This is a genomic window from Kushneria indalinina DSM 14324 (genome assembly GCF_003385845.1).
GTDB classification, from domain to species: Bacteria; Pseudomonadota; Gammaproteobacteria; order Pseudomonadales; family Halomonadaceae; genus Kushneria; species Kushneria indalinina.
Genome location: NZ_QRDJ01000007.1, coordinates 372,055 through 386,739 on the forward strand (window position 1 = coordinate 372,055; position 14,685 = coordinate 386,739).

General features: G+C 57.9%; 14 protein-coding genes. 6 read left to right on the forward strand and 8 right to left on the reverse strand.

What is annotated here, in order from left to right; all coding sequences use genetic code 11:
• Positions 1–81: 81 nt before the first annotated feature.
• The 4 genes from dgcA to gbdR all read right to left on the reverse strand — a co-directional run bounded on the left by dgcA (position 82) and on the right by gbdR (position 5,240).
• Entirely contained in the window at positions 82–2,154 is a 2,073-nt protein-coding gene (gene dgcA / locus C8D72_RS08305) for a dimethylglycine demethylation protein DgcA (RefSeq protein ID WP_115853945.1), read from the reverse strand.
• Between the two features lie 15 nt (positions 2,155–2,169).
• A complete protein-coding gene (locus C8D72_RS08310; protein ID WP_115853946.1) occupies positions 2,170–2,700 on the reverse strand; it encodes a 4-vinyl reductase in 531 nt (176 codons plus the stop codon).
• A gap of 111 nt (positions 2,701–2,811) precedes the next feature.
• Positions 2,812–3,789 (reverse strand): dipeptidase, encoded by a 978-nt coding sequence (locus tag C8D72_RS08315; RefSeq protein WP_115853947.1) that lies wholly within the window; start codon positions 3,787–3,789, stop codon positions 2,812–2,814.
• A gap of 299 nt (positions 3,790–4,088) precedes the next feature.
• Complete coding sequence (gbdR, locus tag C8D72_RS08320; RefSeq protein WP_211308814.1) at positions 4,089–5,240, reverse strand: choline metabolism transcriptional regulator GbdR; 1,152 nt, start codon at positions 5,238–5,240, stop codon at positions 4,089–4,091.
• Positions 5,241–5,749: 509 nt separating this feature from the next.
• On the opposite strand from gbdR, the gene C8D72_RS08325 reads away from it, so the two are divergent.
• On the forward strand, positions 5,750–7,351 hold the full coding sequence (locus C8D72_RS08325) for a PQQ-dependent sugar dehydrogenase (RefSeq protein WP_115853948.1): 1,602 nt from the start codon (positions 5,750–5,752) through the stop codon (positions 7,349–7,351).
• Between the two features lie 64 nt (positions 7,352–7,415).
• On the opposite strand, the gene C8D72_RS08330 is transcribed toward C8D72_RS08325, so the two are convergent.
• Positions 7,416–7,778, reverse strand: a complete 363-nt coding sequence (locus C8D72_RS08330; RefSeq protein WP_147301514.1) for a S24 family peptidase — start codon at positions 7,776–7,778, stop codon at positions 7,416–7,418.
• Positions 7,779–8,054: 276 nt separating this feature from the next.
• On the opposite strand from C8D72_RS08330, the gene C8D72_RS08335 reads away from it, so the two are divergent.
• The 3 genes from C8D72_RS08335 to C8D72_RS08345 are packed head-to-tail and all read left to right on the forward strand — an operon-like array spanning position 8,055 to position 10,044.
• Complete coding sequence (locus C8D72_RS08335; RefSeq protein ID WP_115853950.1) at positions 8,055–8,507, forward strand: LexA family protein; 453 nt, start codon at positions 8,055–8,057, stop codon at positions 8,505–8,507.
• Positions 8,504–9,790, forward strand: a complete 1,287-nt coding sequence (locus C8D72_RS08340) for a Y-family DNA polymerase (RefSeq protein ID WP_115853951.1) — start codon at positions 8,504–8,506, stop codon at positions 9,788–9,790. The genes C8D72_RS08335 and C8D72_RS08340 overlap by 4 nt, the downstream gene beginning before the upstream one ends.
• Complete coding sequence (locus tag C8D72_RS08345) at positions 9,787–10,044, forward strand: hypothetical protein (RefSeq protein WP_115853952.1); 258 nt, start codon at positions 9,787–9,789, stop codon at positions 10,042–10,044. The genes C8D72_RS08340 and C8D72_RS08345 overlap by 4 nt, the downstream gene beginning before the upstream one ends.
• Here the strand turns inward: C8D72_RS08345 and C8D72_RS08350 are convergent.
• On the reverse strand, positions 10,031–10,711 hold the full coding sequence (locus C8D72_RS08350; protein ID WP_115853953.1) for an SOS response-associated peptidase: 681 nt from the start codon (positions 10,709–10,711) through the stop codon (positions 10,031–10,033). The genes C8D72_RS08345 and C8D72_RS08350 overlap by 14 nt on opposite strands.
• A 123-nt stretch (positions 10,712–10,834) precedes the next feature.
• On the opposite strand from C8D72_RS08350, the gene C8D72_RS08355 reads away from it, so the two are divergent.
• Positions 10,835–11,590 (forward strand): phospholipase D-like domain-containing protein, encoded by a 756-nt coding sequence (locus tag C8D72_RS08355; RefSeq protein ID WP_115853954.1) that lies wholly within the window; start codon positions 10,835–10,837, stop codon positions 11,588–11,590.
• Between the two features lie 92 nt (positions 11,591–11,682).
• Here C8D72_RS08355 and C8D72_RS17350 read toward each other — a convergent pair whose 3' ends face one another.
• A complete protein-coding gene (locus C8D72_RS17350; protein WP_147301515.1) occupies positions 11,683–12,105 on the reverse strand; it encodes a hypothetical protein in 423 nt (140 codons plus the stop codon).
• 196 nt (positions 12,106–12,301) lie between these two features.
• Between C8D72_RS17350 and C8D72_RS08360 the strand changes: the two genes are divergently transcribed.
• Complete coding sequence (locus tag C8D72_RS08360) at positions 12,302–13,201, forward strand: DNA adenine methylase (protein WP_211308815.1); 900 nt, start codon at positions 12,302–12,304, stop codon at positions 13,199–13,201.
• Here the strand turns inward: C8D72_RS08360 and C8D72_RS08365 are convergent, their stop codons facing one another.
• The gene (locus C8D72_RS08365) at positions 13,202–14,572 is read right to left on the reverse strand and encodes a ParB N-terminal domain-containing protein (protein WP_115853956.1); all 1,371 of its coding nucleotides are present in this window, start codon (positions 14,570–14,572) and stop codon (positions 13,202–13,204) included.
• Positions 14,573–14,685 lie beyond the last annotated feature (113 nt).

The following is a 14,685-nucleotide window of genomic DNA, read 5'->3' on the forward strand; positions in this document are numbered from 1 at the left end:
TCTCTCCTCTCGGAGACACCGTAAGGACTGAAACGTCACGGACCCTGCGGCCCATGACGCTCAACTTACAGCGCTATTGTTTCAGAAGTCCTTGCACAACCGCAGCGCATCATAGATGGCAGCATGCGTATTGCGTGGCGCGGTGCAATCTCCCAGACGGAACAGCACGAAGCTGTCACCGATCTCGGACAGGCAGGGCTGTGGCTCGATGGCATAAAGGGCTTCGATATCGACCTGGCCCTTGTTGCTCGAGCGCTCCTTGAGGGCGTAATAGAGCGACTCGTTCGGACGCACCCCGTTTTCGACCACCACCTGATCGACCACCCGCTCTTCCTGGGCGCCGGTGTACTCGTTTTCCAGCACCGCCACCAGCGAATCGCCTTCGCGATAGACCTTATGCAGCGCGAGATCCGAGGTCATGATGACCTCCTTCTCGTACAGGCTGCGGTAGTAGGTCGGGAAGGTGGTCCCGCCCACTGCAGCACCGGGCTTGATATCGTCGGTGACGATTTCGACGCGGGCGCCCTTGTCGGCCAGATAGTCCGCCGCCGAGACACCAGAAAACTCGCAGATGGTGTCAAAGATCAGCACGTTCTTGCCGGGTTCCACGTCGCCGTTGAGGATGTCCCAGGTGCTGACCACCAGGCTTTTGCCCTTGTCCTCGTCATAGCCCCACTCCGGGACCTGCGAGAGGAACGGATGCCCGCCGGTGGCCAGAACCACGATATCCGGGCGCAGATCGGCAATGGTGGCCTCATCGGCTTTGGTGCCCAGGCGCTGATCCACTTCCAGACGGTTCAGCTCCAGCTGATACCAGCGGGTAATGCCGGCAATCTGGTCGCGCTGCGGCGCTTTCGAGGCGATGGTGATCTGGCCGCCGATCTGGTCCAGGGCTTCAAACAGCGTCACGTCATGACCGCGCTCGGCGGCCACGCGTGCTGCTTCCATGCCGCCGGGACCACCGCCGACCACCACGACCTTGCGCTTGGGACCTTCGCTTTTCTCAATGTTGTGCGGCAGCCCCATGTATTCGCGCGAGGTCGCCGCGTTCTGGATACACAGGACGTCCAGACCCTGATACTGACGGTCGATGCAGTAGTTGGCACCGACGCACTGCTTGATCTGATCCACCTTGCCCATCTGGATCTTGGCGATCAGGTGCGGGTCGGCAATCTGGGCACGCGTCATGCCGACCATGTCGACGTAGCCGCCCTCCAGGATACGCTGCGCCTGGTTGGGGTCCTTGATGTTCTGGGCGTGAATGACCGGAACGCTGACCACTTCCTTGATGCCCGAGGCCAGATGCAGAAACGGCTCCGGCGGATAGGACATGTTGGGGATAACGTTGGCCAGGGTGTTGTGGGTATCACAGCCCGAGCCCACCACGCCGAAATAGTCGATCTTGCCGGTGGCGTCATGGTACGCCGCGATCCGCTTCATCTCTTCGTGGTCAAGACCGTCCGGGTGGAACTCGTCACCGGTAATGCGCAGGCCCACCACGAAGTCGTCGCCGACCTCTTCACGCACGGCCTTGAGCACTTCCATGCCAAAGCGCATGCGGTTTTCAAAGGTGCCGCCCCACTGGTCGGTCCGCTTGTTGACGCGCGGGCTCCAGAACTGGTCGATCAGGTGCTGGTGCACGGCCGAGAGCTCAACGCCGTCGAGACCGCCTTCCTTCGCACGGCGCGCCGCCTGAGCGAAGTCACCGATGATGCGCCAGATCTCCTCTTCCTCGATCGTCTTGCAGGTGGAGCGGTGAACCGGCTCGCGAATGCCCGACGGCGACACCAGCGTCGACCAGTTGAAGCCGTCCCAGCGCGAGCGACGCCCCATGTGGGTGATCTGGATCATGATCTTGCCGCCATGCTTGTGCACGGCATCGGCCAGATTCTGGAAGTGCGGAATGATGCGGTCGGTCGACAGGTTGACCGAGCTCCACCAGCCCTGGGGGCTGTCGATGGAAACCACCGAGGAGCCGCCGCAGATACACAGACCGCAGCCGCCCTTGGCCTTCTCTTCGTAGTATTTGACGTAGCGGTCGGTGGTCATGCCGCCATCGGTGGCGTGCACCTCGGCATGCGCCGTGCTGACCACGCGGTTACGAATCGTATGCTTGCCGATCTGGATCGGCTTGAACAGTGCCTCGAATGCCATCTCATCGATCCTCGGTTACGCGGGCGTGACAACAAACAGACCGTGGTCGTGGCCCTGCTGGGCGCCACTCTGGGTCTGTACGGCAACGGTGCGCAGATCACTGCCCCGGGCGCCCAGAATCTGGTCCATGGCGCCGGCAAACCAGCCGGTGAACATGTACTCGACCTTCCGGTCCACCTTACCCATCTGGTAGACGAAGGCACTGTGCTCGAGTCGCACACGCGCCGTGCCTTTTTCCAGATCGATCTCTTCAGTGATGAAAAGCCCCCAGCCGCGCTGGGACAGGCGCTTCATGTAGTGCTCGAAGATATCCACGCCTTCCAGCCCATGAAGCTCGGCTTCCTTCTCGCACCAGTGCCAGGCGCTCTTGTAGCCGGCGTGATAGAGAATCTCCGCGTATTTCTCGGCGCCCAGGGCCTCTTCAATGGCCATGTGGTTGTTGATGAAGAAATGACGCGGTACGTACAGCATCGGCAGCGCATCGGTCGTCCAGATACCGGTTTCGCTGTCGACTTCAATCGGGAGTTCGGGAGCTTGTGTCGTCACGGTCGTCTTCCTCAAGCTTGTCATTGTTCAGGGGCCGGATCGGCCCTCAAGGGGCGGCAGGAAACAGGACCGGGGCGGCGGTTCAGGCACCGCCCCGGCGCTGGTGGCGGCTTATTCGCCCCAGACATCCTTCAGGGTTCTCACCCAGTTCTCGCCCATGATTTTTCTGACCTGGGACTCGCTCAGGCCACGCTTCAAAAGCGCTTCTGTCAGGTTGGGGAATTCGCCGACGGTACGAATGCCCTCGGGATTGATGATCTTGCCGAAGCTGGTCAGACGACGGGCATAGCCCTTGTCGTGGGTCAGCCACTCAAAGAAGTCCTGACCATGCCCCTGGGTGAAGTCGGTGCCGATGCCGATGGCGTCTTCACCGACGATATTCATGATGTATTCGATCGCTTCGCAGTAGTCGTCGATGGTCGAATCGACGCCGTTTTTCAGAAACGGGGTGAACATGGTGACGCCGACAAAGCCGCCGTGATCGGCGATGAACTTGAGCTCTTCGTCGGACTTGTTGCGCGGGTGCTCCTTGAGCCCGGAGGGCAGGCAGTGGGAGTAGCACACCGGCTTTTTGGACTCGAGGATGACTTCCTGAGAGGTGGTGGCACCGACGTGGGAAAGGTCACACATCATGCCGACGCGGTTCATCTCGGCGACGATTTCGCGCCCGAAGCCGGACAGGCCGCCGTCGCGCTCATAGCAGCCGGTGCCGACCAGGTTCTGGGTGTTGTAGCACATCTGCGCGATGCCCACGCCCAGGTTCTTGAAGACCTCGACGTAGCCGATCTGGTCTTCAAAGGCGTGCGCGTTCTGGAAGCCGAAGATGATGCCGGTCTTGCCCTCTTCCTTGGCGCGAGTGATGTCGGCGGTGGTGCGCACCGGACGTACCAGATCGCTGCACTCGTCCATCAGCTTCTTTGACGCCACGATGTTATCGACCGTTGCCCTGAACCCTTCCCAGACCGAGACGGTGCAGTTGGCCGCGGTCAAGCCGCCGCGGCGCATGTCTTCCAGCAGCTCCCGGTTCCATTTGGCGATGATCAGGCCGTCGATCACGATGGCGTCGTCATGCAGTTCGGCAGGGGTCATGGTCAGGCTCCAGATTGTGGCTTATGCGAGGAGCATATCCCTGCCCCGACATCATCCGACGCCTGGAAACGACGGGGAAAATTCCAAAAGCGTCATGTCCTGCCAAAGAGCGACGTTACAGGCCCTGCCCGCCCATGGGCCCACGGACAAACCATCGGCGAATCAGGCCCCTGCCCTGACGGGGCCCGGCAACCCCTGAGCGGACAGGCATAAAAAAGGAGCTGCCCGGTCGGGGCAGCTCCTCTTGTGGGTGGCATCGAAAGCACGCTGTAGCGTCAACAGCGCGTCACATTGGTGGGTTAGCGCGTCAGCGGCACACTGGCAAATGTTGGCTCCCCCTGAGCATTCATCAGCGACATCATGGCACTCGACATGGGTTCGCTCGACGCCGGCTCCACGGCCACGATCTTGCCCTGCTGCAGGGCCGTGGCGGCGCTGGCGTTGCGGCCATACCAGACATTGCTGCCCGAACGCTCGCCCCGGGGCGGCACGCCAAAGTATTCGCGATAGCACTTCGAGAAATGTGGCGTCGACACGAAGCCGCAGACCGAGGCCACCTCGATGATCGACAGTGACGTCTGCTTGAGGAGCTGCCGCGCCCGCACCAGACGCAGCTTAAGATAGTAGCGTGACGGCGAACAGTGCAGATAGCGCTGGAACAAGCGCTCCAGCTGGCGCCGGGAGACGTTGACGTAGCGGGCCAGGGTATCCAGCTCGATCGGCTCCTCGAGGTTGGACTCCATCAGCGCCACGATCTCCAGCAGCTTGGGCTGGGTGGTGCCCAGCACATGCTTGAGCGGCACGCGCTGATGGTCCTGCTCGTTGCGCACCCGCTCGCAGATGAACATCTCGGAGATACCGGCGGACAGCTCATGGCCATGATCATGCGCAATCAGATTGAGCATCATGTCCATCGGCGCCGTCCCGCCGGAGGCCGTAAACCGGTCGCGATCGATCGAGAACAGACGCGTGGTCAGCGTGACGTTGGGAAAGGCTTCCTGCATCGAGGCCAGACACTCCCAGTGAATGCTGGCCTCGTAGTGGTCCAGCAGCCCCGCCCTGGCCAGCGCCCAGCTGCCCGTACAGATGGCGCCGATGCGTCGCAGCTGACGCGACTGCGCCTGCAGCCAGTGCGCGTGTTCACGCGTGACACTATGCTGAGGCGCCACACCGCCGCAGACCACCACCCAGTCCAGCGACAACGGCACGGTGATCGAAACGTCGGGCGTCACCTGCAGACCATCGCTGGCACGTACCGGCGCCCCGTCCTGGGTCAGGGTGTACCAGCGATAGAGCTCGCGTCCGGCCAGCTGATTGGCCATGCGCAGCGGCTCGATCACCGAGGCCAGCGAAATCAGCGTAAAATTATCCAGTAATAAAAAACCGATGGTTTGCGGCATGCTGATGCCGCTGGCTCCCGGTACAGGGCCGGCCTTATGGTCAGGTAACATGGCGTCATGCCTCCTCAACTTTTCCTGCTTTTGTCATTGTTTTGGCAGACTCGTCTGCGATCCATCGAAGCACGGTTGCCATGGCCCATCATGCACCATACCGGCTTCAACAGTCGCCTCTTAAATTGTCGCTAACAGGCACGTATACACGGTTTTATGGACACTGTATCGCCCTCCGTTAGTTGAAAGCGTCGCTTTTAAAACAGTCGATGTCGTAATCAAAAATCATGCCTGACATGCCGACACCGGAGGCGACACGGGGTTACAGATAAGGGGTCACTGCTGACAAATAACTGTCTCGAACGGGCGGTTATTCAGTCACTGTCACAACAGCGTGTCATACGCCATTGATGAAGCAGGGAAACACTTCGAAGGGTGTTAATAACGTTGGCCTTTCGCCATCGCCTTCCGCCTTAAACCCGAGCTGAGGAAAGCAGGGTACGCTGGGTCCCATCAAAGGCAGCGGCGGCCCCGCCTCTGTCACCACTTGCGGCTCAAGGGTCAACACTATGCGCAACCGGCCTGCCTGGCTTACCACGACGATTCACTTCGCCATTGCCCTGCTCGTCGGGACGCTTTTGGGCAGCATCGTACAGACCCAGATGAATCTGGCGGCACTGCAGCAGATGGGTGTGGATATTCCGGTCATGCAGCGTTTGACGACGACCCTCAGTGATCTGGTCCTGTTCGCCCCCGTCTATGCCGCGCTTTTCTCGGTCGGCTTTGTCATCTCTCAGGTCGCGGCGCTCTGGATTTCGCGACGTCTCTGGAACGGCCATCACCGCCCGGTGCTCTGTGCGCTGTCTGCCATGGCGGCGCTGTGGGCCACCTTCCATATCGTCAATTATTTCGCGCCCATGCCCACGCTGATCGCGGCCACCCGCACCGCCGCCGGCATGATTGCCATGCTGATCAGCGCCGGTATCGCCGGCGTGGTGCTGGGGCTATTGAGAGGCACCCGTCCTCAGCGCGCCCCTGCCAGAGCGGCCAACACGATGACAGTGGCCCTGCTGGCAGCAGGTATGGCCGGTCTGGCGCCCACGACGGAGGCACTGGCGCAGTCCGAGACCGCCGACTACCGGATCGACACCGTTGCCGAAGGGCTGGAGCACCCCTGGTCGCTGGCCTTTCTGCCCGATGGGCGCATGCTGGTCACCGAACGCCCCGGGCGGCTGCGGCTATTGAGCGCCGAGGGCGAGACGCTCACCGCCTCGATCGAGGACGTACCGGAGGTATTTGCCTCGGGCCAGTCGGGGCTTTTCGATGTGCTGCTGTCACCGGATTTCGAGCAGGACCGGACGCTGTTTCTCGCCTATTCATGCGGCACGCAGGCGGCCAATCACGCCTGTCTGAGCCGGGCGCGCCTTGGGGATGACGGCCTTGAGCAGGTCGAGGAGATCTTCCGGGTGGACCCGGCCAAGCGGGGCGACGCTCACTTTGGCGGGCGCCTGGCGTGGCTGTCGGACGGCACGCTGATCCTCACGCTCGGGGATGGTTTCGACTATCGCGAGCAGGCTCAGAACACCGGCAATCATATCGGCTCGATCGTGCGCCTGAATCCGGATGGCAGCGTCCCGGAGGACAACCCCTTTGTGGATGACGACACCGCCCGACCCGAAATCCTGAGCTACGGCCACCGCAACGTGCAGGGCCTGGTGGTGGATAGTGACGACCGCATCATCATGCACGAGCACGGCCCCAAGGGCGGCGACGAGATCAACATCATCGTCCCGGGCGGCAACTACGGCTGGCCGATCGCGACCACCGGGCTCGATTACACCGGCGCTCGTGTAACGCCTTTTGACGAGTACCCCGGCATGCAGTCACCGCTGTATGAGTGGACCCCCTCGATCGCGCCTTCGGGCATGACCCTCTACGACGGCGCGCTGTTCCCTCAGTGGCAGGGCGACCTGCTCGTCGGTGCGCTGGTGGATCGCGAGGTGCGCCGCGTGACGCTCTCTGAGGATGGTACTCAGGCCGAGGACGTCGAAGGGCTTTTTGGTGAACTCGATGAGCGCATCCGCGATGTCCGCACCGGCCCGGAAGGCGCGATTTATCTGCTGACGGACAATCCTGAAGGGCGGGTACTGCGGGTCATGCCCGCGGAGTGATTGACGCTTTCGGGCGCCTGCCAACGTGGTCGCCGATCCTCGGTCGGTGGCCACGCGCGAACAATCAATACACCGCCCGCACCTGATGCGACACCACCCCCACCATCTCCACGTTGGTCAGATCTCCCGTCCATAGCTGCCCATCAAGGCCTTCCAGCACGGGCAGATTGATGCGATGGGCATACCGATAGACGTACAGCGCCTCATCGACACTCACCACCACCAGCACACCGTCACGCAGCGACCGCCATGAATCGACAACCAGCCAGTCGCCCTCCTGCCAGGGCGCGGCGGCGTCATCGTCCTGTACCACCTCCGCCAGAAAGGCGGCGTGCGCATGCGGGGCAAAAAACTGCTGCCAGCGCTCGGCGGCCGGGTTATAGGCCGGGTCCTGCTCGCCCTTTGGCACCATGGTAGGCATGGGCATTCGATACGCCACGCGCATGACTGATCCTCACCGACGTTGAAGGGAAGTGTTGCCCGGAGCGGCCACAGCCCGGGCAGAAAGGCGGATACCACACAGGACATCTACGCCCGTCACTGGAGTGTAGTCGGGGAATACGCCAGCACGCTGCGGCCCGCTGTCGGGTACCACCCCGCCTCATCGTTTGGTCGAATGATGCCCATTTCACGATGGCAGCGTCGACGCACTTTGCTGTATATATAAACAGTATTCTAACGTTTACCAACGCAGGCAGCCGGCATGCTTCATGTCACCCATCAATGTTCACTGGCGATCGATCCGCCGCGACGCAGCATCCCCTGGGCCATCCATCACGTGCGCGGCGGGATCAGCGGCTTTCCCTCCCCCGCGCAGGACTACGACGGCCGGCGCATCGACCTCAACGAGCAGCTGATTCCGCGCCCGACCTCGACCTTCATGTTCACGACGGACGGCGATTCGATGCAGGGCCCGAATGGCTCGGGGATCTATGCCGGTGACCGGCTGCTGGTGGATCGCTCGATCGAGGCCGGCCACGGCGATATCGTCATCGCACTCGTGGATGGCGAGATGATCGTCAAGGAGCTGCGCTGCCGCGGCTGCCCGCCGGCGCTGCACTCCGCCAACCCGCGCTATACGCCCATTCCCCTGCGCGACGCCGACTACCAGATCTGGGGCGTCGTCACCGACATTCTGCGACGGGTGCGGCGATGATTGCCCTGGTCGACTGCAACAACTTCTACGCCAGCTGCGAGCGGGTGTTTCGCCCGAAGCTGCACGGCGTCCCGGTCGCGGTGCTCTCCAACAACGACGGCTGCGTGATTGCCCGCTCCCAGGAGGTGAAGGATCTCGGCATTGCCATGGGCACGCCGATGCATCACCTCCCGCGTGAGGCGTTCGAACGCGGCCTGGTGCTCTGCTCCAGCAACTACGAGCTCTACGGCGACATGAGCGCGCGGGTGATGGCTACCCTGCGGGAATTCACGCCCCGCGTTGAACCCTACTCGATCGACGAGAGCTGGCTGGATTTTGCAGGCTTCGACCGCACCGCCCTGCCCGCCCACTGTCAGGAGATGCACCGGATCGTCTACAAATGGACCGGCATTCCGGTCTCGGTCGGCGTGGCGCCCACGCGTACGCTGGCCAAGCTCGCCAACCGTCACGCCAAGAGGCACGGCGCCACCCGGGGCGTGTTTGTCATCGAAGACGCCGGCAGCCCCGACACGCTCGCCCTGCTTGAGCGCACGCCGGTCGGGGAGGTCTGGGGAATCGGCGGCCGGGTAACCCCTCGCCTGTATGAGATGGGCATTCGCACCGCGCTGGATCTCGCCCGCGCCAACCCGACCTGGATACGCCGACGCTTCTCGGTGGTCGTCGAGCGCACCGCGCGGGAGCTGGCCGGCACCCGCTGCATCGACATGAACGACGAGCACGACAGCAAAAAGCTGATCATGACCAGCCGCTCGTTTGGGCAGATGACCGCCGAGCGCCGCGACGTTGAAGAAGCCGTGCGCGCCCACGCCTCCCGCGGCGCCGAAAAGCTGCGACGCCAGCAAAGTCTCGCCTGCTCGCTGAGGGTAACGCTCAAGACCAACAAGCACATGCCGCATCTGCCGCAGGATCACGACAGCATCACCGTGGCACTGCCCTGTCCGACGGACGACACCTTCGAGATCGTGCGCACTGCGCAGGAAGGGCTGCGCCGGCTCTGGAAGGACCGCGGCATTCGCTATCAGAAGTGCGGCGTGCAGCTCATGGATTTGATCGACGTGACCGGTCAGCAGCTCGATGTCTTTCAGCCGCCGCAGCCCGCGGCCGATAGAGAGCGGACCGACCGGCTGATGTCGGTGCTGGATCAGTTAAACGGTCAGTACGGGCGGGGCACGGTCACCGTCGGCGTACAACGCCAGGCGGCGGCGTGGCAGCTGCGCAGCAATCACCGCTCGAACCGCTGGTCGACCCGATGGGAGGAACTGCCAACAGTGAGGTTACAATGACCACCCCTTACCGCCCCTATGAGACGCACAAGCAGGCGATTGCCTACGGGCCTTCCAGTGCTGCGATTCTGCTGATGCGCCGGCCGGACAACCAGGGCTGGCACGGCGCGATCGAATGGAACGACGAGCGTATCTGGATGGAGCCCATGCCGCATAGCGACAGGACCGAGCGGGCATGGCTCGAGGTCGAAAGCTGGGCCATGCGCACCATCACGCTCATGGCGCAGCACCAACCCGCGTTCAGGCAGGATTAACCGGCTCGACCAGCTCGGCGTGATCGTTACCGACCCGGTTGGCGTCCTTCGACACCGCCCAGTGCGTGATCATCCTGGCCGGCACCGGCTTGATCAGCTGGCGGATCGTCTCCCGCTCGGTCATGTGCGGGTCGAGCCAGTCTTCCAGGCAGTCATCACCCAGCACCAGCGGCATCCGGTCATGTACGTCCCGGGCCGCCCCTTGGGCATCATGGGTAATGATGGCCAGCCCCGCTTCCCCATCCGGTCGCGTTGACCAGATGCCGGCCAGCCAGATCAGCGACCGATCCTCCCGGCAGATAAAGTGCGGCTGCTTGCCGTTACCCGTCTTGAGCCATTCATACCAGCCATCGGCCGGCACCAGGCAGCGGTGATGGGAAAACGCGCCGGCGTAGTATTTCGACGTCGCGACCTTCTCGGCCTTGGCATTGATCGGCGTTGGCGCACCCTCCCCCGCCCAATGCGGGTGATAGCCCCACCAGACGTGTTCAAAGCTCGCCTCATCCGCCTCTTCCGCCTCTTCCCGATGCAGGACCACGGGCACATGGGTGCCGGGCGCCACGTTGTAGCGGGGCCGCTCGGCATCCTCGATTCGATCGCGCACGCCAAACGACAGCTCCCGGGCTGCCTTCTGACGCTGGGTAAACAATACGTATCGTCCGCACATGACGGGAGTGTAGTCACGAGCGGTGAAGAGAGAAATTCAGGAATCCCGCCCCATCAGAGCCTGCTGCGCATGGCCCATCCGGACAGCGCCCGGTAACATGCTGGTTTTTCTGAGTATTTTTGAATGACGTTTCTGCATTACCAGCTGATCATTTTTGTCTCGGTGCTGTGCCTGACACGGCTCCATCGTCGGCTGGGCGCTGGCTCAGCGCTTGTCTGGACGCTATGGTCGATCGCCACGCTTGCAGGGTTGCCCTTCATGGCCGTACAGACCTTCACCGCCTGGATCAGCTGGTACGGCACCCGGTGTTTCCTCAAGCAGAAAACGCGAGCCGGCAATGCGCCTCAAACCGCCGACCACAAGGCAGCACCCAATGCCAACAGAACCACGGCTAAAAGTTCTCTGATCCAGGGCCGTGATCATCACAATGAGCTGACCCACGCACTCCAGACGGCCAGAAAGGAGCTGATGATCGTCTCCGGCTGGCTATCCGACCGGGTCGTGAACGATCAGTTTTGTGGGCTACTGGCCAGCGCCCTCAACCGCGGCGTCAACGTCCATATTGCCTATGGCGCGAGTGATCGAGATCGACAGCACCGTCTATCCGAGACGGCTATCAAGGCGCTGGAGCGTTTGAAGGAGATCGGCGATCGCAGCCGCAAGGGCCGGCTGACCATTGTGCAGCGCCCCACGCATAAGAAGTGCCTGATCGTGGACAAGCGCTACGCCATCGTCGGCAGCTTCAACTGGCTGGCCAACGCGCACTACCGGGACAGGGAGACCAGCCTCAGGACCCGTCAGAGGCGCGTGGTGGTGGAGCTGATGACGTCGTGCAGGGAGGGGGTGACGAGGAGTACGGAAGTTTATGGTGTGGGTTGAAGCAGAGCATAGGGGCGGATGGGCTTAGTTCTACATTCACAGATGCAGCCAGATCAGATGCCAGCCCAAAACCACCCACGTAAAATGAATGACTAAACAGACTTTTTATCAACACCAATAAAATTAAAAATTGCGAAGAAAAACGCGCACATCATCTGAGTAAAGAAAAGATATGATGCCGCTGCTGAAAGAATAAAAAACCTAGGCACATCATCAAAAAATTCTTGAGGGCCATAGTACATTGAGGTTACGAAATAGCTTAAAGCAGATATCGCCCCAAACAATATTATAAAAAATTTGCACGACCCTTCATAGCCATAGTTTTCTAACGAAGAGCTAACCAAACCCACGAAAACCAGAATAGCTCCCGGAGATGAACCTTTGGCATATTTAAATAAATTCAGTGCGTATTCTTTATCACCACCATGTGCATAAAGCCCAAAATAAACTAAAGCCACATAAACAAAAAAAAGGGCAACCGCAAACAATAAGCCCACTACAGGCGGTTTATTCATACCTACAACTCCTCAACCTTTAAAAACTCTTTATTCGCACAAGGAAAAAATTTTTATATGGATTGCAATATACTATTGTCAGCTTCAAGCCAAACCTTTTTTACTGGATGCAAATACAGTACAATGCCGCCATTAGGCAATCAAGGAAGCATCTCTATCTGCTTGAAATTAAAGCTTTTAGAAGGCTGGCCATCTCATGAATAAACAGTTAGAATTAGATACATCTTTATTTGGAAGTGCCATGTCTTCTTCATTCGCTACCCCATTACGCTACCCTGGCGGCAAAGGACGACTTGGCGCATGGCTGGCCGAGGTTATCCGGCACAACAATCTGCAGGAAGGCTGCTATGTAGAGCCGTACGCAGGTGGTGCTGGTGCAGCCATGTATCTGCTGTTGAAGGAACACGTCAGCAGTATCGTTATCAACGATGCTGATCCGGCGATTCATGCTTTCTGGTGGGCTGTGCTCAACGACAGTGAGCGCCTTGTATCATTGATCAGAGAAACGCCTGTCACCATGGATACTTGGCATCAACAACGCTCGATTGTAGATACTCCGGGCGAAGCTGACACCACCACGCTCGGCTTTGCCACCTTCTTCATGAACCGCACCAATCGGTCAGGTATCATTTCTGGCGGGGTCATTGGCGGCAAAGGCCAATCCGGCGATTATAAGCTGGATGCGCGATACAATATTGAAGGCCTATGCAAACGCATTAAAGATATTGCTGCACGACGCGATGACATCTCGCTTTATGATGTAGACGCCATGGATCTGATCCAACCGGGCTTTCTTGAGAACCCCGAAAGCTGTTTGATATATCTCGATCCGCCTTACTACAACAAGGCCAACCAGCTCTACCGAAACTTCTATAAGCCAGAAGATCATGCTGAGATCGCCAAAAAGGTGATGGCTCTGGAAACCCCATGGCTTGTCACTTACGACAATTGTGAAGAAATTAAATCGCTTTACAAGGGAGCTGAATGTGAAGAATTTTCTCTTCACTACTCAACTCATCTGAAGCGCCCAAAAGCAAAAGAAGTGCTTTTTTACAAAAACATTGCTCTTGGAAGAACTCCCACATTAAAACGATAATTAAATATAACCTTCAAACCATTTCAGGGAATTAGCCAAATTATTCCAATGCGTTTTAAGCTCTTCTGAGCTAACACTAAAGCTCATATTATGAACAATGTTATTGAAGAAATTGGCAGAACCAATAGTATTGTGAGGCCCACTCAAATGCTCATATCCTTTTAGGTCATCTTTAACGTGCTTCGCGTTATTGTGATTGCCAAGAATAAGCTTTCTGGCATCGATCGCTTTTTTTTCAAGCTTATCATTGTACCCTACCTCTACCCCACTATTTTTTAAAAAAACGTCGGTACACCCTTCTATAAAAACTCTAGTCAAAACTGCACAAGAGTTTGTGTTGCTAGCGTGCATACTTTTCAACTCAACAAAAATATCGTTGAGCCTCTTGTTTTTTATTTTAAGCTTTAAATCCGCTGGAAGTAGTTTCGACCGTGATGTAGATTTCTTATTCCCTCTAGAAGAGGTTCTATCCTTACTTTTTTCGTCCGCGTCTTCTTCCTCTACGTTATCGTGTTCACTAACAGTAGGTTCAAGCGCAGCAGGCTCAACAGCTTCGTATTTTCCCCAATTATTTTCTTCTTTTAGCTGGTCAACAAAGTCTTTCCTCTGGCTACCAGATTTTAGCTTTGTGACTGTCCAATAGCCACCACTCAAAGCAATAAAAATATCTTTGATAGCTCGATCAAAGTATTCTTTGTCAGCTATTCTTTTAACTTCTCCTTTTGCATAATAAGCGCCAAAAACATGGCGCGCATCCTTAGTTCCGACAAGACGAGTAACATTAGTCACAGGCACTAATGAGTATTGCTCTTGATTTATTATACCTTCTGACAAAGCGTAACTTAATAAACTTATTGCTGCACTATTGGGAGTGCGGCGCCCCATCCTTTTTTCGAAGCTATCAAATTCTTTTGGTCCCCAATCAACCGTGCCGGCGCCGTTGTTTTGACCTCCATGACGTAATTTAATCCAGTATTCCGCTTCCTCTAATGTAGGATAAATTATACACCAAAGAGATTTTGGCAAATCGACTTCTGAGGAACCTGCTATCTTTTCAAACTGTGATTTTACTTTCTTGATAGGACATGAAGCAGGTTTGCGAAGCATCTTTAACGCAGCTAGACGCCTATTCCCCTCAACAACGATATATTTATTTTTGTCTGTGCTAGTATCGGGTATAAGGATCGGCAGTTCATTTGGACTCAAACCATGAGCTGCTATTTCTTTAGCCAAGTTGAGAACTTTCTCTTTAGTTGGCTCAGTTACCATCCACTCTAGTATTTGCTTTTGGCTATTAAGCACCCCATGCCTTGCATTGCGCAAATCTAATAAAATACTATTTATTGCAATACGTCTTCTCTGATAGTTCATAAATATTCTACCTTAAAATTGATAAGCTCAGCCAGCATACATTTTCATTAATTTGGAATATTTTATTTTTATAACATAAAAACGTTTTCTGAAAAAGCTTATCAAGCAGGTCG

What these genes read in the sequence shown, in the direction of transcription:
- C8D72_RS08350 (WP_115853953.1), bottom strand. Translation starts at nt 10,711, where the DNA reads ATGTGCGGACGATACGTATTGTTTACCCAGCGTCAGAAGGCAGCCCGG.
- C8D72_RS08325 (WP_115853948.1), top strand. Translation starts at nt 5,750, where the DNA reads ATGCGCAACCGGCCTGCCTGGCTTACCACGACGATTCACTTCGCCATT.
- C8D72_RS08330 (WP_147301514.1), bottom strand. Translation starts at nt 7,778, where the DNA reads ATGCCCATGCCTACCATGGTGCCAAAGGGCGAGCAGGACCCGGCCTAT.
- C8D72_RS08365 (WP_115853956.1), bottom strand. Translation starts at nt 14,572, where the DNA reads ATGAACTATCAGAGAAGACGTATTGCAATAAATAGTATTTTATTAGAT.
- gbdR (WP_211308814.1), bottom strand. Translation starts at nt 5,240, where the DNA reads ATGTTACCTGACCATAAGGCCGGCCCTGTACCGGGAGCCAGCGGCATC.
- C8D72_RS08345 (WP_115853952.1), top strand. Translation starts at nt 9,787, where the DNA reads ATGACCACCCCTTACCGCCCCTATGAGACGCACAAGCAGGCGATTGCC.
- C8D72_RS08315 (WP_115853947.1), bottom strand. Translation starts at nt 3,789, where the DNA reads ATGACCCCTGCCGAACTGCATGACGACGCCATCGTGATCGACGGCCTG.
- dgcA (WP_115853945.1), bottom strand. Translation starts at nt 2,154, where the DNA reads ATGGCATTCGAGGCACTGTTCAAGCCGATCCAGATCGGCAAGCATACG.
- C8D72_RS17350 (WP_147301515.1), bottom strand. Translation starts at nt 12,105, where the DNA reads ATGAATAAACCGCCTGTAGTGGGCTTATTGTTTGCGGTTGCCCTTTTT.
- C8D72_RS08355 (WP_115853954.1), top strand. Translation starts at nt 10,835, where the DNA reads ATGACGTTTCTGCATTACCAGCTGATCATTTTTGTCTCGGTGCTGTGC.
- C8D72_RS08340 (WP_115853951.1), top strand. Translation starts at nt 8,504, where the DNA reads ATGATTGCCCTGGTCGACTGCAACAACTTCTACGCCAGCTGCGAGCGG.
- C8D72_RS08335 (WP_115853950.1), top strand. Translation starts at nt 8,055, where the DNA reads ATGCTTCATGTCACCCATCAATGTTCACTGGCGATCGATCCGCCGCGA.
- C8D72_RS08360 (WP_211308815.1), top strand. Translation starts at nt 12,302, where the DNA reads ATGAATAAACAGTTAGAATTAGATACATCTTTATTTGGAAGTGCCATG.